The organism is Trinickia mobilis (assembly GCF_017315705.1).
Classification (GTDB): Bacteria; Pseudomonadota; Gammaproteobacteria; order Burkholderiales; family Burkholderiaceae; genus Trinickia_A; species Trinickia_A mobilis.
In genome coordinates this window covers 35954-57557 of record NZ_JAFLRF010000014.1, presented here as the reverse complement: position 1 = coordinate 57557, position 21604 = coordinate 35954, and the positions used below count along the sequence as shown (strand labels likewise).

The following is a 21604-nucleotide window of genomic DNA, read 5'->3' as shown; positions in this document are numbered from 1 at the left end:
GCCTGGCTTCACGACGGCAGGTCGGCGGCCTGGACCAGGAACACGCTGTCGTCCCCGCCGCTCGTCGAGAGCCAGACGAGATCGAGCCCGCCGAACGCCGCCTCGACATTGGCGCGCTCGTTGCCGATCTCGACGACGAGCACACCGTCGTCGGTCAGCCAGTTGCGCGCTTCCTTGAGAATGCGGCGCACGACGTCCATGCCGTCTTCGCCGCCTGCCAGCGCCATTTCGGGCTCGTGCTTGTATTCGGCCGGCAGCGCGCGCATCGATTCGGCGTTGACGTAGGGCGGATTCGTGATGATCACGTCGTAGCGCCGCTCGGGCAGCGGGGCGAACAGGTCGCCTTCGAAGAGCGCGACGCGATGGTCGAGCCCGTAGTCGCTGACGTTGATCTGCGCGACTTCGAGCGCCTGAGGCGACAGGTCGACCGCATCGACGTCGGCGTTCAGAAACGCACGCGCGGCGAGAATCGCGAGGCACCCCGAGCCGGTGCACAGTTCGAGCACGGCGCCGACCTCGTCCGGATCGGCCACATACGGCTGCAGGCCGTCGTCGAGCAGTTCACCGATGAACGAGCGCGGCACGATCACGCGTTCGTCGACGTGAAAGCGGCAGCCGTGCATCCACGCTTCCTGCGTGATGTAGGCGGCCGGAATGCGCTCGGCCGTGCGGCGCTCGATCACCTTGAGCACGGCGTCGATCTCGGTATCGAGCAGGCGCGCGTCGAGAAACGGATCGAGCGTGTCGAGCGGCAGGTGCAGCGTATGCAGCACCAGGTAAGCCGCCTCGTCGTACGCGTTCGCCGAGCCGTGACCGAAGGCGAGCTGCGCCTCGTTGAAGCGCGACACCGCGTAGCGCAGCAGATCGCGGATGGTGGAAAAGGACGTCGTCATGAGGGGTCTCCGCGGGAATCAGGCGATCAGTTGTTCGAGCACGCGCCGGTAGACGTTCTTGAGCGGCTCGATGAACGCAACGTCGATATGCTCGTCGATCTTGTGAATGCTGCCGTTCGGCGGCCCGAACTCGACGACCTGCTTGCAGATGCGCGCGATGAAGCGGCCGTCGGAGGTGCCGCCTGTCGTCGACAGCTCGGCGGCGACGCCGGTTTCGTCCTTGATCGCTTGTTCGAGCGCGTTCGACAGCTCGCCGCGCGGTGTCAGGAACGGCAGGCCGCTGACGGTCCAGGTAAGGTCGTAGTCGAGGCCGTGCTTGTCGAGGATTGCGTGCACGCGGCTTTGCAGCCCTTCCACCGTGCTCGCCGTCGAGAAGCGGAAGTTGAACAGCAGATCGGCGTGGCCCGGGATCACGTTGCTCGCGCCGGTGCCGCTGTGCAGGTTCGACACCTGCCAGGTGGTCGGCGGGAAGTACGCGTTGCCGTCGTCCCACTTTTCGGCGACGAGTTCGGCCAGCGCGGGCGCGAGCAGATGCACGGGGTTCTTCGCCAGATGCGGGTACGCGATGTGACCTTGCATGCCCTTGACGACGAGCTTGCCCGACATCGAGCCGCGCCGGCCGTTCTTGACGACGTCGCCGAGCGCCGCAGTCGACGTCGGCTCGCCGACGATGCAGTAGTCGAGCGTTTCGCCACGCTTCTCGAGCGCTTCGACGACCTTGACGGTGCCGTCGGTGGCGGGGCCTTCTTCGTCGCTTGTGATCAGAAAACCGATCGAGCCGCGGTGCTGCGGGTGCGCGGCGACGAACTCTTCGCTCGCGACGATGAAGCCCGCGAGCGACGTTTTCATGTCGGCCGCGCCGCGCCCGTAAAGCTTGCCGTCTCGGCGGGTCGGCACGAAGGGCTGCGACGCCCATTGCTCGAGCGGGCCGGTCGGCACGACGTCGGTGTGGCCGGCAAAGACCAGCAGCTTGCCGCGCGAGCCGTCGGGGGCGCCGGTGCCGCGCTTGACCGCCCACAGGTTCGTCACGCCGTGCGACTCGATCGTCTCGCATTCGAAGCCGATCGCTGCGAGCCGCTCGATCATCAATTGTTGGCAATGCTGGTCGTCGGGCGTGACGGACGCGCGCGCGATCAGCTGTTCGGTAAGGGCAAGGGTGGCGGACATGGATTCAGACCACTGACGATCGAAAGATCGACGGATTAGATTAAAAAATGCCGGTGCGCGGGCCGGCAACTGCATGTCGGCGCGCGCCGGGCCGCCCCAAACGCGCTGACATGCCCCTGCTGGGGGCAGCGACCGCAGTGAGCGTGGGGGCGGTTTAATCTCAGGCTACGCGGCCGAACACCACGGCGCTATGCAAAGAGCGTCGCATATTGGTCGGCGGAGAAACCGAGCGTCTTGACGCCGCCGTTCACGACGACGACCGGCCGCTTGATGACCGAGGGTTTGTCGATCATCAGTGCGATCGCGCCGGCTTCCGTTTCGGCCGAGGCCTTGACGTCGTCGGGCAGCGCGCGCCACGTCGTGCCGCGCCGGTTCACGAGCGCGTCGAGCGACACGTCCTTCAGCCAGGTTTTTACGAGCGCAGCTGTGACGCCGGCCTTCTTGAAGTCGTGGAACTCGAACGGCACGCCGTTCTCTTCGAGCCAGACGCGTGCTTTCTTGACCGTGTCGCAGTTCGGAATGCCGTAGACGATCGTCTTCGCCGAACGCTCCAAGGAAGCGCCGGCCCGTCCCAAATTTTCTTGGGCCCCTCGGGGGGCCTGACGCGAAGCGTCAGGTTTGGGGGCACTCATCAATCACCCCGCAGCAGCTCGTTCAAGCCGACCTTCGCGCGCGTCTTTGCATCGACCTTCTTCACGATGACGGCGCAGTAGAGGCTGTGCGAACCGTCTTTCGACGGCAGGTTGCCCGACACGACGACCGAGCCCGCCGGAATGCGGCCGTAGGTGACTTCACCGGTTTCGCGGTCGTAGATCTTCGTGCTCTGGCCGAGGTAGACGCCCATCGAGATCACCGAGTTCTCTTCGACGATGACGCCTTCCACGACTTCCGAGCGCGCGCCGATGAAGCAGTTGTCTTCGATGATGACGGGGTTGGCCTGCAGCGGCTCCAGCACGCCGCCGATGCCGACGCCGCCCGACAGGTGCACGTTCTTGCCGATCTGCGCGCACGAGCCGACGGTGGCCCACGTGTCGACCATCGTGCCTTCGTCGACATAGGCGCCGATGTTCGTGTACGACGGCATCAGCACGACGTTCTTGGCGATGAACGAGCCGCGGCGCGCGATGGCGGGCGGCACGACGCGAAAGCCGCCGGCGGCGAAGTCTTCGGCGCTGTAGTTCGCGAACTTCGACGGCACTTTGTCGTAGAACTGCGAGTAGCCGCCCGCGGCCATCGGTGCGTTGTCTTCCAGGCGGAACGACAGCAGCACGGCCTTCTTCAGCCATTGATTGACGATCCACTCGCCGTCTTGCTTTTCGGCGACGCGCAGCATGCCTTTGTCGAGCTGTTCGATCGCGTGCGCGACGGCATCGCGCACTTCGGCCGGGGCGGCCTTCGGCGACAGCTCGGCGCGGTTTTCCCAGGCGGTGTCGATGATCTGCTGAAGTTGTTGCGACATAGGCGTAGTTCTCTGGTTGAAGACTGAGGAAAGAGGGAATGCGAAACGGCGGGCCTGGCTGGTCTCGCAAAGGCGGCGGCGCCGATCGGCGCCCGTCCGCCTTGCCCGTCGGCTCGGGTCAGCTTTCGACGCCGCGGCAGAAATCGACGATGCGTTTGGCGCCTTCGATGCACTCGTTCACGTCGGCAACGAGGGCCACGCGGACAAAATTGCGGCCCGGGTTCATGTCGTGCGCCGTGCGCGCCAGATAGGAGCCGGGCAGAACCGTCACATTATAGTCGGCGTAAAGGCGCCGGGCGAACTCGGTGTCCGTGAGGCCCGTGCGCTCGACATTCGCCCACAGGTAGAACGCGGCATCGGGCAGCCGCACGTCGAGCACGTCGGCGAGCATCGGCGTGACGGTGGCGAACTTCTGCACGTACTTCGCGCGGTTCTCGCGCACGTGCGCCTCGTCGTTCCAGGCTGCGATGCTCGCAGCTTGATAGACGGTCGACAAGGCCGCGCCGTGGTATGTCCGGTATAGCAGGAATCGCTTCAGAATCGCGGCGTCGCCGGCAACGAACCCCGAGCGCATGCCCGGCACGTTCGAGCGCTTCGACAGGCTCGACAGCATGACGAGCCGCTCGAAGCCGCGTCCGAGCTTGTGCGCGGCCTCGAGCCCGCCTAGCGGCGGGTTCGCTTCGTCGAAATAGATCTCCGAATAGCATTCGTCGGACGCAATCACGAAGCCGTAGCGGTCCGACAAGGCGAAGAGTTCGCGCCAGTCGTCGAGCGTGAGCACGGCGCCCGTCGGGTTGCCCGGAGAGCAGACGTAGAGCAGTTGCGTGCGTGCCCAGATGTCCTCCGGAACGGCGCTGTAGTCGCACGCGAAATTGCGCGCGGGATCGCTGTTCGCGAAGTGGGGCTGCGCGCCCGCCAAAAGAGCGGCGCCCTCGTAGATTTGATAGAACGGGTTCGGGCAGAGTACGATCGCGCTCTTGCCGTCGCTTCTCGGCGTGCCGTCGATCACTGTCTGTGCGAGCGCGAAAAGCGCCTCGCGCGAGCCCGAAACCGGCAGCACCTGGGTGGCCGGATCGACCGCCGGCAGCCCGTAGCGCTTCGTGACCCATTGCGCGATCGCCTGGCGCAGCGCTTCCGAGCCGATCGTCGCCGGATACGCCGACAGGCCGTTCAACGAGGCGACCACTGCGTCGCGGATCAGCGCCGGGGTCGGATGCTTCGGCTCGCCGATGCCGAAGCTGATGTGCGGCAAGTCGGCGGGTGGCGTCGCGTCCTTGAGGAGCGCGCGGAGTTTTTCGAACGGATAGGGCTGGAGGCTGTCGAGGAGCGGATTCACTTGGCTTGGCGAAAAAACGCGGGTAGGAACGTCGGCGAAAACTGAGCGGATTGACGACGCATGCGTACAAGCCGTGCGCTCGTGCCCGCGCGATGATGGCGGCCGACGGATTGCGCCGCTGCCGGCGCCATCGGGAGGGCAGGCGGCTTTCGCTCGGCGCCCTGGCGCTTGGCGGATGAACGGCAGATTATAGCGTGGCCGAGCGGGCTTCGCGCTTGCCGCCAAAGGCGTTTCGGCGCGGTCCGGGCCTTGCCGGGAGCAAGTTCGGATGCGAGGCGCCGCTTGGCTCGTCGAACGCCTCCGCAAACGCGAACGCGCACCATGGACAAAGGAATGGATTGAATGAACGATCGGATTCGCAACGGCTGGCCGACGCTTGCGATCATGCTGGGCGCCTCGGTATGGGGCTTCGTCTGGTATCCGCTGCGCCTCTTGGCGGCGCTCGGTGTCACCGGCACCGCGGCGAGCGCGCTGACGAGCGCTGCGGCCTGCGGTTTCGTGCTGATCGTGCGGCGCAAGGCGATTGCGACGATCCGCTGGCATTGGGTGCTGCCCGCGCTGGCGCTGGCCGCGGGCGTGACGAATCTCGGCTTCGTCTGGGGCACGATCCACGGCGAGGTGATGCGAGTGCTGCTGCTCTTCTACCTGACCCCCGCCTGGACCGCGCTTTTCGCACATTTCGTTTTGCATGAGCGGCTGACCTGGACGGGCGCCGCGCTCGCCGCGCTGTCGCTGATGGGCGCGATGCTGATGCTGTGGTCGCCGCAGCTCGGTCTGCCGCTGCCGGGCAATCTCGCCGAATGGGCGGGGCTGGCCGCCGGCATGAGCTTCGCGATGAGCAATGTGTTGATCTTGAAGGCGAGCCGCGTGCTGCCCGGCATGAAGCCGGAAATGCGCACCGCGACGATCTTCGGCGGCGCGGCGATCTTCAGCTCGGTTGCGTCGCTGTTCGAGGCGATGCCGGCGCCGCCCGCAGGCGCGCACTTGGGCGTCGCCGCGCTCCTCGTGCTCGGACTTGGGTTCGCGCTCGCATCGAACAACATGCTCGTCCAATACGGACTTGCCCGGGTAGCCGCCAATCGCGCGTCGATCATCATGCTGTTCGAGATTGTGGTGACGGCGCTGTCCGCGTGGCTGCTCGCGGGCGAAGTCCCCGGCGCGCGCGAATGGGCGGGCGGCGGGTGCATCGTCCTAGCATCGGCGCTCTCGAGCTGGCTTCATCGCGGCAAGCCGGCTGCCGGGCAAGACTCCGAGCGGGGTCCCGGCGACGACTCCAAGCGCCAGGATGGGCAACGCGCGATGGTATGATTGCCACTGCTCGCGGGCTGCGCTTCGATTTCGATCGAAGGCGGCCCCAAGTTTTAAGCGTCGCGGCCCAGTCCTGAGTTCTCGCTTTTTTTGCGGCAACAACGGGTCAAGCGCCGCGATCCGTTTTTATTTTTCCCTTTTCAATCAGCGATATCGCCGTGCGTCTGACCTCGATCAAACTCGCTGGCTTCAAGTCTTTCGTCGATCCCACGCATTTCCAGGTACCGGGCCAGCTTGTCGGCGTGGTCGGTCCCAATGGCTGCGGCAAGTCCAACATCATCGATGCGGTGCGCTGGGTGCTCGGCGAATCGCGCGCCTCCGAGCTGCGCGGCGAATCGATGCAGGACGTGATCTTCAACGGCTCGACCGCACGCAAACCGGGCAGCCGCGCGAGCGTCGAGCTCGTGTTCGACAACGCCGACGGGCGCGCCGCGGGCCAGTGGGGCCAATATGCGGAAATCGCCGTCAAGCGCGTGCTGACGCGCGACGGCACCTCGAGCTACTACATCAATAACCTGCCGGCGCGCCGCCGCGACATCCAGGACATCTTCCTCGGCACAGGCCTCGGGCCGCGCGCGTACGCGATCATCGGGCAGGGCATGATCGCGCGGATCATCGAGGCGAAGCCCGAGGAGCTGCGCGTGTTCCTCGAAGAGGCCGCGGGTGTCTCGAAGTACAAGGAGCGCCGCCGCGAGACCGAGAACCGCCTGCACGACACGCGTGAGAACCTGACGCGCGTCGAAGACATCGTCCGCGAGCTCGGCGCGAATCTCGAGAAGCTCGAAGCGCAGGCGATCGTCGCGACCAAGTTCAAGGATTTGCAGGCCGAGGGCGAGGAAAAGCAGCGCCTCTTGTGGCTCTTGCGCAAGAACGAAGCGGCGGGCGAGCAGGAGAAGCAGCAGCGCGCGATCGGCGCGGCGCAGATCGACCTCGAAGCGCAGACCGCGAAGCTGCGCGAAGTCGAATTGCAGCTCGAGACGCTGCGGGTCGCCCATTACTCGGCGAGCGACGCGATGCAGGGCGCGCAAGGCGCGCTCTATGAGGCGAACTCGGAGGTGAGCCGTCTCGAAGCCGAGATCAAGTTCATCGTCGAATCGCGCAACCGCGTGCAGGCGCAGATCGCTGCGCTGAACGCGCAGCGCGAGCAATGGCAGATGCAGGCCGAGAAGGCCCGCGGCGACATCGAGGACGCCGAGGAGCAGCTCGCGATCGCCGAAGAAAAGGCGGCGCTGGCCGAAGAGGAAGCGGCCGCCAAGCACGACGCGATGCCGGCGCTCGAAACGCGTTGGCGCGACGCGCAGAGCCAATTGAACGACGAGCGCGCCGGAATCGCCCAAACCGAGCAATCGCTCAAGCTCGAAGCGGCGCATCAACGCAACGCCGACCAGCAGCTGCAGCAATTGCAGCAGCGCCACGAACGCCTGAAGGCGGAAGCGGGCGGGCTGGATGCGCCGGACGAAGCACAGCTCGAAGAGCTGCGCATGCAGCTCGCGGAACACGAAGAGATCGTGAACGACTCGCAAGCGCGCCTTGCCGATGCACAGGAAACGCTGCCGCGGCTCGACGCCGAGCGCCGCGCGGCGCAGGAGCGCGTGCAGGCCGAAGGCGCGCAGATCCACCAGCTCGAAGCACGTCTTACCGCACTCAAGCAGCTGCAGGAGAACGTGCAGACCGAAGGCAAGATCCAGCCGTGGCTCGACAAGCATGAGCTGGGCGCGCTGCCGCGTCTGTGGAAGAAGTTGCACGTCGAAGCAGGCTGGGAAACGGCGCTCGAATCCGTGCTGCGTGAGCGGCTGGCCGCGCTCGAAGTCTCCAACCTCGATTGGGTGAAGGCGTTCGCGAGCGACGCGCCACCCGCCAAGCTCGCGTTCTACGCGCCTCCGGCAGCCGCGCTGCCGCGCGAGACGCCCGCTTCGCTGCGACCGTTGCTGTCGCTCGTGCGCATCGACGACGCCGGCATACGCGCCGTGCTGAACGAATGGCTCGGCCAGGCGTTCATCGCCGACGATCTCGCGCAGGCGCTTGCGATGCGCTCGCAACTGCCCGACGGCGCGACGTTCGTCGTGAAGGCCGGGCACCTCGTGACGCGCGTCGGCGTGCAGCTCTACGCAGCCGATTCCGAGCAGGCCGGCATGCTCGCGCGCCAGCAGGAAATCGAAAACCTGACGCGCCAGGTGCGCGCCCAGGCCTTGCTCGCCGACGAAGCGAGGGTTGCCGCGATCCGCGCGGAAGCGGCGCATACGCAGGCGTCGCAAGCGCTTGCCGATGTGCGTGGAGAAGCCGAGCGCGCCACGCAGCGCGTGCACGCGCTGCAAATGGACGTGCTCAAGCTCACGCAGGCGTACGAGCGCTACACGCAGCGCAGCACGCAGATTCGCGACGAGCTCGAAGAAATCGGCGCGCAGATCGAAGAGCAGCGCGCTCAGCGCGCCGAATCGGAAGCGAATTTCGAACGTTACGACGGCCGGCTCGCCGAGCTTCAAGCGCGTTTCGAAGACAATCAACTGGCGTTCGAAGCGCTCGACGAAGCGCTGACCGTCGCGCGAGGTCAGTCGCGCGATCTCGATCGCGCCGCCACCGATGCGCGCTTCGCCGTTCGCAATATGGCGAACCGCATCGACGAATTGAAGCGCAGCATCCAGGTCGCGCACGAGCAGAGCGAGCGCGTCGCCGCCTCGCTCGAAGACGCGCGCGCGGAGCTCGAGACGATCAACGAACAAACGGCGCACACCGGTTTGCAGGATGCGCTCGAAATCCGCGCGGTAAAGGAAGAAGCGCTGCACGCAGCCCGCCTCGAACTCGACGATCTGACGGCGAAGCTGCGCCAGGCGGACGAGATGCGCCTGAGCGCCGAGCGCTCGCTGCAACCGCTGCGCGACCGGATCAACGAGCTGCAGTTGAAGGAGCAGGCCGCACGCATCAACGGCGAACAGTTCATTGAACAGCTGAGCGCGGCAGGCGTCGACGAGGCCGAACTGCAGGCGAAGCTCACGCCGGACATGAAGCCGTCGTACCTGCAAGGCGAAGTCACGCGCATCAACAACGCGGTCGCGGCGCTCGGCCCGGTGAACATGGCGGCGCTCGAAGAGCTGGCTGCCGCGAGCGCACGCAAGACCTTCCTCGACGCTCAATCGGCCGACCTGACGAGCGCGATCGAAACGCTAGAGGACGCGATCCGCAAGATCGACCAGGAAACGCGCACGCTCTTGCAAGGCACGTTCGACGAAGTGAACCGCCATTTCGGCGAGCTGTTCCCGCGTCTTTTCGGCGGCGGGCAGGCGAAGCTCATCATGACCGGCGACGAGATTCTCGATGCCGGCGTGCAAGTGATGGCGCAGCCGCCCGGCAAGAAGAACTCGACGATTCACCTGCTCTCGGGCGGGGAAAAGGCGCTGACCGCGACGGCGCTCGTGTTCGCGATGTTCCAGCTCAATCCGGCGCCGTTCTGCTTGCTCGACGAAGTGGACGCGCCGCTCGACGATGCGAACACCGAACGTTTCGCGAACCTTGTGCGGGCGATGTCGGACAAAACACAGTTCCTGTTCATTTCCCACAACAAGATCGCGATGGAGATGGCGCAGCAGTTGATCGGTGTGACAATGCAGGAGCAAGGTGTGTCCCGCATCGTGGCCGTCGACATGGAAACGGCCGCAGGCTTTGTACAGAATACGGTTTGAACCGCGTACGCAGCGCTCGTCGCAGCGGCTCTTTGCCGCGCGATGTTTCGAACGCTTGCGTGTCGCACAGAAAGAATTGCTGATGGAGCGTGCATGGACGAGTTGACACTCGGGTTGATCGGCGCAGGGGCCGTGGTGGTGGGGGGCGTGGTCGTGTACAACGCCTGGCAAGGCGCAAAGGTGCGCCGCAGGATGCCAAGACCGATGCCGCCCGAGGCCGCCGAGACGCTCGCGCGCCAGGATCACGAAGAAGAGCGGCCGTTCATCGAATCTGCGCGGGCGAGCGCACGCCGCGAGCCGTCGCTTTCGGATGCACCGGAAGGCGCGGGTGCCGCGCGCGTCGAGCCGAGCTTCGGCGGCGTGGCGCCGCTCGATACGCCGGCCGATATCCAGGCCGAAACCACGACGCCTAACGGGTTCCCGGAAGAGGCGGCGGTCGAACCGGCTATCGCGGAGGAGCGCGAGGAGCCGATCCTGCCCGCTGCGACGACAATTTCGGCGGCTCCGCCGCATATCGTCGATCGCCGTATCGATTGCATCGTGCCGATTCGCCTGGGCGGCCCGCTCGCCGGCGAAAAAGTCATTCCGCTCGCACAGCGTTTGCGCCGCGCAGGCAGTAAGCCGGTGTATATCGAAGGCAAGCCCGAGGGCGGCAACGGCTGGGAGCTGCTGCAAAACGGCGTGCGTTACGAGGAGTTGCGCGCGGCCGCGCAATTGGCCAATCGCAGCGGTCCGTTGAACGAGCTCGAGTTTTCCGAGTTCGTGTCAGGCGTGCAGCAATTCGCGGACGCGATCGACGGCGCGCCCGAATTCCCCGACATGCTCGAGACCGTATCGATGGCGCGTGAGCTCGACACCTTCGCGGCCCAATGCGACGCACAGTTGTCGATCAACGTGCTCTCCGATGGCGCACCGTGGTCGGCGAATTACGTGCAGGCGGTGGCGTCGCAGGACGGCCTCTTGCTGTCGCGCGACGGCACGCGCTTCGTGAAGCTCGATGCGAAGCAAAGCCCGGTGTTCATGCTGCAGTTCGGCGACACGAACTTTCTGCGCGACGACCTCACGTACAAGGGCGGCCAGATGATCACGCTGATTCTCGACGTTCCGGTCGCCGACGAAGACATCCTGCCGTTCAGGCTCATGTGCGACTACGCGAAGTCGCTGTCGGAGCGCATCGGCGCACGGGTTGTCGACGATCAGCGGCGTCCGTTGCCCGAGGCTGCGCTGCTGTCGATTGAAAAGCAGCTCATGACCTTGTACGCGAAGCTCGAGGAAGCGGGGATTCCGGCCGGCTCGCCAGCTACGCGGCGCCTTTTCAGCCAGTAAGCCGAGCGGGCTGCAATTGCGTTCGAGGAAGCGAGGCCCGTCTGAAGACGGGCTTTTCGTTTGAGTGCGAGAATGTCTCGCGCAGTGGGTCCGAGCGGGTCATTGCCGTGCTCAATCCACTTCTTTCGGCCACGCACCGCCGACGATCCACGCCTTGATTGCCGCTACGACCGCTTGGTCCTGGCCATAAAAGCCATGGTGCCCCTTTGCGTTACATGGGTTGCCGTGTGCCATGCCGCCGCGAGCCGTAATGAAGTCGTGTCCCGCCGCGATTTGCTGGGCGGCGTGATATGAGCACAGGAAGCACCCGTCGTCCTCGTGATGAACGAACAACTGGCGCGGCCGGATCGACCCATAGTCGAACTCGGCGAGCGGCAATGCTTGTCCGCGCGATGGGCTGCTCAATGTCGACGTATGCACGACGGCATCCCAAACATCCGGCAGGGCGCGCCCGACGAAGGCCGACGAAATCGTGCCGCGGCTCGTGCCGATCAGCACGAGCTTGGCGGAAGGGAACCGCTGACGCAGATCCGCCGCGACTCTCTCCAGGTCCTGAGCATGGCGCGGCGAAGCTCTGAACTCGTCGGAGTAACCGCCGGGCTGGTCGGACGGCGCGTCGACGATTGCGGTGGCGAACCCGTCGACGGCAAAAAGCGTACGGGTGCGTACGAGGAAATTCCCCTGTTCGGCGAGACGGATCGCACCGTCGGCGCTTTGCGACAACTGCAGTTCGCCTTCGCCGCCGGGAAACATCACGAGCACCCACTGCGGTGCGCTCGCGTCCTGCTGCGTGAGCAGATAGGAGATCGTCGCGCCATTGGCAACCGGCACGGAGACCACCTGCTCGGCCGCGAAGGCGGCGTCAGCCAGCGTGAGCGCTGCGCAGGCCAGCAAGCAGGCCATCGCTCGAAGCCGCATTGCTTGCAAGAACAGAGCAATTCGCCGCATCGATTGCCTCCGAGTCGGTCGCAGCGCAGCAGCCTGGGAACGGGCCGCGCGGCGTGAAGGGGTTGAGGTGGCCGCAACAGTCGCATTGCGCCGCGCGCGTGTCAATCGAGCGAGGCGGACGTTGGCCGAACGGCATATCCAAACGCTTGGCCACGTGTGCGCCTCCTCGCGTTATTGGCCATTCGGCCGATGCCACGCCGCACGCTTCCTGAGATAATCTGGGGTCTGATTTTTCTCCGAGATTGCGCCACAGCATGGCACGAACGACCGTTGAACCGTCCTCCGGCAAACCGGCAGAGCGCGCCGCGTGGCTGCGGACCGAGCTCGAACGCGCGAACCACGCGTACTACGTGCTCGACCAGCCGGATTTGCCCGACGCGGAATACGACCGGCTCTTCAAGGAGCTCGCGCACATCGAGTCGGAGCATCCCGACCTGATCACGCCGGAATCGCCGACGCAGCGCGTCGGCGGTCAGGTCGCGAGCGGCTTCGAGCCCGTCCTTCATGCGATGCCGATGCTGTCGCTGAACAACGGCTTCGCCGACGAAGACATCCTCGCGTTCGATAAGCGCGTCTCCGATACGCTTGGCAAATCGCCAGTCGGCTACGCGTGCGAACTCAAGTTCGATGGCCTGGCGATCTCGCTGCGCTACGAGGACGGCCGTTTCAGGCAAGCCGCCACGCGCGGCGACGGCGCGGCGGGCGAAGACGTCACGCAAAACATCCGTACTGTCCGCTCGATTCCGCTCAAGCTCAAGGGCGAGCGAATCCCGCGCGTGCTCGAAGTGCGCGGTGAAGTGCTGATGTTCAAGCGCGATTTCGAACGCTTGAACGCGCGGCAGCGGGAGGCGGAGCAGCGCGAGTTCGCGAACCCGCGCAATGCGGCGGCCGGCAGCCTGCGCCAGCTCGATCCGAAGATCACGGCGCAGCGGCCTCTGTCGTTCTTCGCGTATGGGATCGGGGTGCTCGAAGGCATGGAGATGCCGGCGACGCACAGCGAATTGCTCGATTGGTACGGCGAACTGGGCTTGCCGGTCTGCGCCGAGCGCGCGGTCGTGCAAGGCGCGCAGGGATTGCTCGATTTCTTCCGCCGCGTCGGCGAAAAGCGCGATGCGCTGCCGTACGACATCGACGGCGTGGTGTACAAGGTGAACCGTCGCGACGAGCAAGACGTGCTCGGCTTCGTCTCGCGTGCGCCGCGCTTTGCGCTCGCGCACAAATTCCCGGCGCAAGAAGCGCTGACGAAGCTCCTCGCGATCGACGTGCAAGTCGGCCGTACCGGCGCGATCACGCCGGTGGCGCGCCTCGAGCCGATCTTCGTCGGCGGGGCGACGGTGACGAACGCGACGCTGCACAATGAGGAGGAAGTGCGCCGCAAGGACATTCGAATTGGCGATACCGTGATCGTGCGCCGCGCGGGCGACGTGATTCCGGAAGTCGTTTCCGCCGTGCCGGACCGGCGCCCGGAAGACGCACGCGAATTCGTGATGCCGACCGAATGCCCGGTGTGCGGCTCGCGCATCGAGCGGCTGCCCGACGAAGCGATCGCGCGCTGCACGGGCGGCCTGTTCTGCCCGGCGCAGCGCAAGCAGGCGCTGTGGCACTTTGCGCAACGCCGCGCGCTCGATATCGACGGCCTCGGCGAAAAAATCATCGACCAGCTCGTCGAGCAAAATCTCGTACGCACACCTGCCGACCTGTTCAATCTCGGGTTCTCGACGCTCGCGGCGCTCGACCGTTTTGCAGACAAATCGGCGCAAAACCTGCTCGATTCGCTCGAAAAGGCCAAGAGCACGACGCTCGCGCGCTTTATCTACGCGCTCGGTATCCGGCACGTCGGCGAATCGACGGCTAAAGACCTCGCCAAATATTTCGGTTCGCTCGATCCAATCATGGACGCGTCCGTCGAGCAGCTCCTCGAGGTCAACGACGTCGGCCCGATCGTCGCTGAAGCGATCCATCAGTTCTTCGCGGAAGAGCACAACCGCACGGTCATCGAGCAGTTGCGCGCACCCGGCAAGGTGACCTGGCCCGAAGGGCCGCCCGCGCCGAAGGCGCCGCAAGGCGTGCTCGCGGGCAAGACGATCGTGCTGACGGGCACGTTGCCATCGCTCGCGCGCGAGGAAGCCAAGGAAATGCTGGAGGCGGCGGGGGCGAAAGTCGCCGGCTCCGTTTCGAAGAAGACCGACTACGTGGTCGCGGGCGCGGAAGCTGGCAGCAAGCTCGCGAAGGCCGAGGAACTCGGCATCCCCGTGCTCGACGAAGATGGCATGCGCAAGCTTCTGGAGGGCCACATCCAATGATTCGCGAAATTCTCAAAATGGGCGATCCGCGCCTTTTGCAAATCGCTCAACCCGTCGACCATTTCGATACCCTCGAGCTGCATGCGCTCATCAAGGACATGTTCGAGACGATGCACGACGCGAATGGCGCGGGTCTCGCCGCACCGCAGATCGGTGTCGATCTGCAGGTTGTGATCTTCGGCTTCGCGCACAACGAACGCTATCCCGACGCGCCGCCGGTGCCCGAAACGGTGCTCATCAATCCAACCATTACGCCGGTTTCGAAGGACATGGAGGAGGGGTGGGAAGGCTGTCTGTCGGTGCCGGGCATGCGGGGCATGGTCAACCGCTTTTCGATGATTCGGTACCATGGCTTCGATCAGTACGGCGATCCGATCGATCGCGTCGCGGAAGGGTTTCACGCGCGCGTCGTCCAACACGAGTGCGACCACTTGATCGGCAAGCTGTATCCGATGCGGATCACCGACTTCTCGAAGTTCGGCTTCACAGAAGTCCTGTTCCCCGACCTCGAACCCAATAACGACGACTGACGAACGCCACCCCTCGAGCAATAAAAGAAACGCCCGCATCGATTCGACGCGGGCGTTTCTTTTTCCGGCGCGCACAAGGGCGCGCCCAGGCCGCACGCGGGACGAAGATCAGAACGCCTCATCCGGCATCAGATAGCGCCATTGTCCCTGCGGCAGCGAGCCGAGCGGAATACGGCCCATCCGGATGCGCTTCAAGCCGACCACCTGCAGGCCGACCAGTTCGCACATGCGGCGGATCTGGCGCTTCTTGCCTTCGCGCAGGACGAATCGCAACTGTTCGCCGTTTTGCCAACTGACCTTGGCCGGCCTCAGCGGGACGTTGTCGAGCGACAGGCCGTGCCGGAGCTTCGCAACCCGCTCCGCCGGGAAATGCTGGTCGAGGTCCGTCGTGCGCTCGCCGTAGGCCACGCGCACCAGATACTCCTTTTCGATCGGCGAGTGGATGCCGATCAGATTCTTCGCGACGCGGCCGTCCTGTGTCAGCACCAGAAGGCCGGTCGAATCGATGTCGAGACGCCCCGCCGGCGCAAGCTGGCGCAGATGGCTCGTGGAAAACTGAATGTTCGAGCGGTCGCCGTCCCAATGGTTGGCGGGGGTGATCAGTGTGATGGCCGGCTGGTAGCCGTCTTCGGCTTGACCGGAGACGTAGCCCACCGGCTTGTGCAGCAGGATCGTCACCTGCTTGGCCTGGGCCGCGCGTGCGTTCGCGACGATCTCGATGTGCTGCCCTGCATGGACCTTGGCCCCAAGCGTATCGATCCGCTCGCCGTCCACGAACACCCAGCCCTTCTCGATCCATTCGTCCGCTTCCCGGCGCGAACAGAGGCCGAGTTCGGACATTCGCTTCGACAAGCGCATCATGCCGGCTTCGTCGGCATGGGATTCCGTCTCGGTGCGGCTTGCGGCGGTGTGTCCGGGGCCGGCGGCGGGCGTATGAGCGCGCGCACCGGAGGCAGGCTTGCGGCCGGCGTCGTCCCTTCGCGCCGGGCGCTTGGCGAATTGGCGAGCGCTCGGGCCGTCCGAATCGGCGCGGCTTGCGCGCTCGCGCGGCGCGCCGTCGCGGCGCGCGTTCCGCTCGCCGGGAGAGCGCTTGGCCGAAGCCTCGGATGCCCGATCGTCGCGCTCGCCGAAGGAGCGCTTGATCGGGCTCCCGACCTTGAGGCCGCCGCGCGCGGAACCGCCCGCCGGGCGGCTCGCTGCGCCTTGGCGGGATTTATCCGACGGGCGGCCTTCGCCGTAACCGCCGCGGGTCCGTTCGGACGCATCGCGGCGCGCTCCAGCAGGGCGCTCGCTCGCCGCGTAGCCGTGTTCGCCGCCGGCTCGCGCCGGGCGCTTGGCGGGCGCTCGATCGCTGCGCGTATCGCCGTCGCGCCGCCATTCGGCGCGCGCTCCGGCCGGCCGTTTGGCGTCCGCGGGCGCGGCATCGCGACGTGCCGGGCGTTCTGCGTAGGGCCGCTTGCCGGTTTCCGCGCCAGCGCGTGCGGGCTTGCTGGGACGCGCCGCGCCACTGTCTTTCTTCGAGGCTCCCGCGGACGCAGCTCGCTTAGCGGGCATCTGCGACGGGCGAGCCTTGCCGCCTGTGCGGCCGCCGCCGCTCGTTGCCCCCGAAGCGGGCGCGCGCGCCGGCCCGGCAGGCCGCTCGGTATTGGCCGCGGCCGGACGAGCCGGCCGCGCGGGCTTGCGTGCCGACGCGCTGCCGGAACGGACGGGGGCGCGATCCGGCGCTGCCGGTCGCGGGTGCTTGGCTGTCAATTTGACGCGCATAAACTCTCTCAACAAAACACCGGACCGCTTCGCGTTTTCCCGATTGCTGCGGGATAGGGCGCGAAGCGGCAAATTAGGGGGTTTTCAGACGGCAATCGCGCGCAGCAGCTCGGTTTCGACCTGGATTTGCAGGCGGTTGTCCGAGAGGCCGCCTCCGTCCAGCAGGAACACGTCCTCGACGCGCTCGCCGAGCGTATTGATCCGCGCCGCACGGACGCCCACCCGGTGCTCGGCCAGGACGCGCGCGATCGAATAAAGAAGGCCCGGCCGGTCGTTGGCCGACACGGACAGGATGTAGTACTGGCCGCGCTCGTCGGCCCGCAGGTCGACGCGCGGCGTGACGGGGAACGTGCGCGACAGCCTCGACAGGCGTCCCTTCGACGGTTCGGGCAGCAGCGCCTCGACCGCGAGCCGCGCCGCGAGCTGCTGCTCGACGAGATTGGCGATGTCGCGGTAATGCACGTCGTCCTCGGCGTGCGCGACGAGGAAGTTGTCGAGCGCATAGCCGTGGCGCGTCGTGCTCACGCGCGCGTCGAGCACCGAGAGGCCGTTGCGGTCGAAATAGGCGCAGATGCCGGCGAACAGGTCGGAGCGGTCCTCCACGTACACGAGCACCTGCAGCGCTTCGCCGATCGGCGACGGACGCGCCCGCACGATGGCCGCTTGCGTGCGCACATGGCGGTACAGCACGCGCGTCTGCCACGCGATGTCGGCGGCGTCGTGGCGCAGGAAATAGCCGACGTCGAGCTGCTCCCACAGCGCGAGATGCGCGTTCTCGGGCACGGTTTCGAGCCGCAGCAGCGCCAGCGCTTCCTCTTGCCGCAGCTTGAGCTCCGAATGTGCATCGGGCCGGGCGCCGCCGAGCACCGCGAGCGTCGCGCGGTACAGGTCCTCGAGCAGCTTGCCTTTCCAGTTGTTCCAGACCTTCGGGCTCGTGCCGCGGATATCGGCGACCGTCAGCAGATAGAGCGCCGTCAGGCGGCGTTCGGTGCCGACCAGCTCGGCGAATTGCTTGATGACCTCGGGGTCGCTCGTGTCCTGTTTCTGCGCGACGTGGCTCATCGTCAGATGGTGCTGGACCAGCCAGACGACGAGGTCGCCGTCGGCGCCCGTGATGCCGTGATCGCGGCAAAAGCGCCGGGCGTCGGCCATGCCGAGCGTCGAGTGATCGCCGCCTCGGCCCTTCGCGATGTCATGGAACAGCGCCGCGACGTACAGCACCCACGGACGCTCGAAATTCGCGATCAACTGGCTGCAGAACGGATATTCGTGCGCATGCTCGGCGATCGCGAAGCGGCGCAGATTGCGCAGCACCATCAAGATGTGCTGGTCGACCGTGTAGACGTGATACAGGTCGTGCTGCATTTGCCCGACGATGCGCCGGAAGTTCAACAGGTAGCGTCCGAGCACGCTCGTCTGGTTCATGAGCCGCAGCGCATGCGTGATGCCTTGCGGCTGCTTGAGGATCTCCATGAACAAGCGCCGGTTTTCCGGGTCGCGCCGCCAGTGCAGGTTCATGATGTCGCGCGCGTTGTACAGTGCGCGCAGCGTGCGCGCCGACAGCCCTTTGATGCCGGGCGTCGCTTCATAAAGCAGGAAGGCTTCTAGAATCGCGTTCGGCGAGCGCTCGAACACGTCGTCGCTGCCGATTTCGATCATGCCTTGCTTCTCGACGAAGCGGTCCGACAGCACGCGCGTGATGCCGCTCGTCTTCGGGAAGAGCTGCGCCTCGATGTTCTGGATCAGGATCGTCGCGAGCTGCGTGACGGCTTTGGCGGCCCAGTAGTAGCGGCGCATCAGCTGTTCGCTCGCGCGCTTGGTCTGCGTCGCCTTGAAGCCGAAGCTCTCAGCGGCCGCGGTCTGCAAATCGAACAGCAGAATGTCCTGGCGGCGCCCGGCAATCACGTGCAAACGGGCGCGCAGCGCTTTCAGGAAGCCTTCGTTGCGCCGCAGTTCGCGCGCCTCGCGATCGGTGATGAGCCCGCGCGCGTCCAGCTCTTTCCAACTGCTGCCGAAGCCCGCTGCGCGCGTGATCCACAGAATCAGTTGCAGGTCGCGCAACCCCCCCGGGCTTTCCTTGACGTTGGGCTCGAGGCTGTATGGCGAGTCCTGAAACTTCGCGTGCCGCTGGCGCATTTCGAGCATCTTCGCCTGGAAGAACGCACGCGGATCGAGCGTCTCGTTGTAGCGCAGCGTGAACGCCTCGAAGAGCGCCGTACTGCCGACGATGCGCCGCGCTTCGAGCAGCGACGTGCGCACCGTCACGTCGTTCGACGCTTCCTCGATGCATTGCGCGACCGTGCGCACGCTGCTGCCGAGCTCGAGCCCGAGATCCCAGGCCATGCCGATGAAGCGCTCGATGCATGCTTCGATATGCGGCGGCGCTTCTTCCGGCAGCAGGACGAGGATGTCGACGTCCGAATACGGCGCGAGCTCGCCGCGGCCGTAGCCGCCGACGGCCAGTAGCGCGAGCGTCGCGGCCAGCTCGCACGCTTCCCAGGCGCCGCGCAGGGCGTCGTCGGTGGTGCGGGCGAGCGAGCGCATCAGCGAATCGACGTTGGCCGATGTCTTGAAGCGCTCCAGCAGTTCGGTTTTGACCACTTTGTAGTCCGCTTTGAGCGACAGGGCGTGGGGAAGGGCGGCGGCGGGAGCGCTCATGGGCGGCGTGTCGGCATGATGGGGCGCGGTGGGCTCGTGGGCGTTTGACGACAAACAGCGCAGGCGCGGCCGCGGGCTTACGCGGCCACCGCGATCTGCGGCTTCGCGGGTGTGCCCGCCGATACCGTCAACACTTCATGGCCGGAATCGGTGACGAGCACCGTGTGCTCCCATTGCGCCGAAAGGCTGCGGTCGCGCGTCTTGACGGTCCACTGGTCGGGCATCGTGCGGATTTCGCGGCGCCCGGCGTTGATCATCGGCTCGATCGTGAAGATCATGCCGGGCTGCAATTCCAGGCCGGTGCCCGGGCGTCCGTAATGCAGGATCTGCGGATCTTCATGGAACACGGTGCCGATGCCGTGGCCGCAATATTCGCGCACGACGCTGTAGCCTTGCGCCTCCGCGTGCCGCTGGATCGCGTGGCCGATGTCGCCGAGAAACGCGCCCGGGCGCACCTGTTCGATGCCGAGCCACATGCATTCGTAGGTGGTCTGCACGAGGCGCTTGGCGAGGATCGAGCCTTCGCCGACGATGAACATCCGGCTCGTGTCGCCGAAATAGCCGTTCTTGATGACGGTGATGTCGATATTGAGCGCGTCGCCGTTCTTGACGATCTTGTCGCCGGGGATACCGTGGCAGATCACGTCGTTGACCGAGATGCAGGTCGCCTTCGGGTAGGGCGGATAGCCGGGCGGCTGGTAATTGAGCGGCGCCGGCACGGTGCCCTGGACGTCGAGCATGAAGTTGTGGCACAGGCGGTCGAGCTCACCCGTGGTGACGCCGGCCTTGACGAACGGCGTGATGTAGTCGAGCACTTCGCTGGCGAGGCGGCAAGCCACGCGCATTTGCGCGATATCGTGATCGTTTTTGAGGGTAATAGGCATGAGTCTGGGTCTGAAATGCGTTGATTGCGCGATTATCGCACCATATTAGGCACGTCGCAGGCCTTTAAAATAAGCGCAAAAAGCCCGGCGAGTCTTGCCGCGCCCCGCTTCGGCGGAAATCCGGCATCTCCGGCCGATGCGTCAAATCAAATCGCGGCTTGAGACGGGTAACACGCGCGTGCTATACTCTTCGGCTAAGTCGTTATCGGGTGTTGCGCATATTCTCAGGTCCTCGCGAAGGGCGGGGAATATGGGGTAGTAGCAAAAGCGAGCAAAAGCGGGGCCGTAGCGCCGCACAAACCCCTGCAAAACTCGTAGCGGCTTGATCGTGGTGCGCCTCATCGGCTATGTCGGCCTTTCAGCGCGCGCCCATTCGCAAGCCGGCGCACCCAGGGTGTCGACGGCGTCGCGTTCCGCGAATCGAAGCGGTGCGGCGCAGGCGATACGGCAGCCGGCTTTAGACCCAACCCTCGCGGAGATTTTCATGGCAATTACCATGCGTCAAATGCTGGAAGCCGGTGTCCACTTCGGCCACCAAACGCGCTTCTGGAACCCCAAGATGGCCCCGTTCATTTTCGGTCATCGCAACAAGATTCACATCATCAACCTCGAAAAGACGCTGCCGATGTACAACGACGCGCTGAAGTACGTGCGTCAACTGGCAGCGAACCGCGGCACGATCCTGTTCGTCGGCACGAAGCGTCAATCGCGTGACACGATCGCCGAGGAAGCGCAACGCGCCGGCATGCCGTTCGTCAACGCGCGCTGGCTCGGCGGCATGCTCACCAACTTCAAGACGCTGAAGGTGTCGATCAAGCGCCTGAAGGACATGGAAACGGCCGTGGAAGCGGGCGAACTCGAGCGCATGAGCAAGAAGGAAGCGCTGTTGTTCGAACGCGAAATCGCCAAGCTGCAAAAGTCGATCGGCGGCGTGAAGGACATGGGCGGCATTCCTGACGCGATCTTCGTCGTCGACGTCGGCTATCACAAGATTGCCGTGACCGAAGCGAACAAGCTCGGCGTGCCGGTCATCGCCGTGGTCGATACGAACCACTCGCCGGAAGGCATCGACTACGTGATCCCGGGCAACGACGACGCGAGCAAGGCCGTAGCGCTCTACGCGCAAGGCGTGGCTGACGCGATCCTCGAAGGCCGTGCGAACGCAGTGAACGAAGTGGTCCAGGCCGTGCGCGGCAACGACGGCGACGAGTTCGTCGAGGTCAACGGGGAAGCGTAAAGCTGCCCCGCGGCCGGCAAAAAAGGGGGCTCTCCATAGGCCCCCTTTTTTTAAGTTTTGACCGGCAAAAGCGATGGGTGCGTTTATTTTTGAGCGCCCGCCGGAAACGAATTC

Annotated in this window: 15 protein-coding genes; 6 read left to right on the top strand and 9 right to left on the bottom strand. The window is 65.5% G+C overall.

All coding sequences use genetic code 11. The annotated features are described in order from the left end of the window. Window positions 1-8: 8 nt before the first annotated feature. From prmB to dapC, 5 genes are all read right to left on the bottom strand, one after another. Entirely contained in the window at window positions 9-893 is an 885-nt protein-coding gene (gene prmB, locus J3489_RS20200; RefSeq protein ID WP_207000988.1) for a 50S ribosomal protein L3 N(5)-glutamine methyltransferase, read from the bottom strand. Between the two features lie 18 nt (window positions 894-911). After that, window positions 912-2060, bottom strand: coding sequence for a succinyl-diaminopimelate desuccinylase (gene dapE / locus J3489_RS20195; RefSeq protein WP_207000986.1), 1149 nt, complete (start codon window positions 2058-2060; stop codon window positions 912-914). 188 nt (window positions 2061-2248) lie between these two features. After that, window positions 2249-2614: an ArsC family reductase gene (locus tag J3489_RS20190; protein WP_242540157.1), complete on the bottom strand. Its 366-nt coding sequence runs from the start codon at window positions 2612-2614 to the stop codon at window positions 2249-2251. Window positions 2615-2691: 77 nt separating this feature from the next. Continuing rightward, window positions 2692-3519: a 2,3,4,5-tetrahydropyridine-2,6-dicarboxylate N-succinyltransferase gene (gene dapD / locus J3489_RS20185; protein ID WP_207000982.1), complete on the bottom strand. Its 828-nt coding sequence runs from the start codon at window positions 3517-3519 to the stop codon at window positions 2692-2694. A 118-nt stretch (window positions 3520-3637) separates the two neighbouring features. Next, window positions 3638-4855: a succinyldiaminopimelate transaminase gene (gene dapC / locus J3489_RS20180; RefSeq protein ID WP_207000979.1), complete on the bottom strand. Its 1218-nt coding sequence runs from the start codon at window positions 4853-4855 to the stop codon at window positions 3638-3640. Window positions 4856-5197: 342 nt separating this feature from the next. On the opposite strand from dapC, the gene J3489_RS20175 reads away from it, so the two are divergent. The 3 genes from J3489_RS20175 to J3489_RS20165 all read left to right on the top strand — a co-directional run bounded on the left by J3489_RS20175 (window position 5198) and on the right by J3489_RS20165 (window position 11166). Beyond that, window positions 5198-6163 (top strand): DMT family transporter, encoded by a 966-nt coding sequence (locus tag J3489_RS20175; protein WP_207000977.1) that lies wholly within the window; start codon window positions 5198-5200, stop codon window positions 6161-6163. 158 nt (window positions 6164-6321) lie between these two features. Beyond that, on the top strand, window positions 6322-9840 hold the full coding sequence (gene smc / locus J3489_RS20170; RefSeq protein WP_207000976.1) for a chromosome segregation protein SMC: 3519 nt from the start codon (window positions 6322-6324) through the stop codon (window positions 9838-9840). Window positions 9841-9933: 93 nt separating this feature from the next. Beyond that, window positions 9934-11166: a cell division protein ZipA C-terminal FtsZ-binding domain-containing protein gene (locus tag J3489_RS20165; RefSeq protein ID WP_207000974.1), complete on the top strand. Its 1233-nt coding sequence runs from the start codon at window positions 9934-9936 to the stop codon at window positions 11164-11166. Between the two features lie 111 nt (window positions 11167-11277). On the opposite strand, the gene J3489_RS20160 is transcribed toward J3489_RS20165, so the two are convergent. Next, the gene (locus J3489_RS20160) at window positions 11278-12114 is read right to left on the bottom strand and encodes an alpha/beta fold hydrolase (protein ID WP_207000972.1); all 837 of its coding nucleotides are present in this window, start codon (window positions 12112-12114) and stop codon (window positions 11278-11280) included. 254 nt (window positions 12115-12368) lie between these two features. On the opposite strand from J3489_RS20160, the gene ligA reads away from it, so the two are divergent. Together ligA and def are read left to right on the top strand one after the other, a co-directional pair. Continuing rightward, entirely contained in the window at window positions 12369-14417 is a 2049-nt protein-coding gene (gene ligA, locus J3489_RS20155; RefSeq protein ID WP_207000970.1) for an NAD-dependent DNA ligase LigA, read from the top strand. Continuing rightward, entirely contained in the window at window positions 14414-14947 is a 534-nt protein-coding gene (gene def, locus J3489_RS20150) for a peptide deformylase (protein WP_207000968.1), read from the top strand. The genes ligA and def overlap by 4 nt, the downstream gene beginning before the upstream one ends. 108 nt (window positions 14948-15055) lie before the next feature. Here the strand turns inward: def and J3489_RS20145 are convergent, their stop codons facing one another. From J3489_RS20145 to map, 3 genes are all read right to left on the bottom strand, one after another. Then, on the bottom strand, window positions 15056-16711 hold the full coding sequence (locus J3489_RS20145) for a pseudouridine synthase (protein WP_207000966.1): 1656 nt from the start codon (window positions 16709-16711) through the stop codon (window positions 15056-15058). 84 nt (window positions 16712-16795) lie between these two features. Continuing rightward, on the bottom strand, window positions 16796-19369 hold the full coding sequence (locus tag J3489_RS20140; protein WP_207000964.1) for a [protein-PII] uridylyltransferase: 2574 nt from the start codon (window positions 19367-19369) through the stop codon (window positions 16796-16798). Between the two features lie 77 nt (window positions 19370-19446). Beyond that, on the bottom strand, window positions 19447-20253 hold the full coding sequence (gene map, locus J3489_RS20135) for a type I methionyl aminopeptidase (RefSeq protein WP_207000962.1): 807 nt from the start codon (window positions 20251-20253) through the stop codon (window positions 19447-19449). A gap of 484 nt (window positions 20254-20737) precedes the next feature. On the opposite strand from map, the gene rpsB reads away from it, so the two are divergent. Then, complete coding sequence (gene rpsB, locus J3489_RS20130) at window positions 20738-21490, top strand: 30S ribosomal protein S2 (RefSeq protein WP_207000961.1); 753 nt, start codon at window positions 20738-20740, stop codon at window positions 21488-21490. Window positions 21491-21604: the final 114 nt, after the last annotated feature.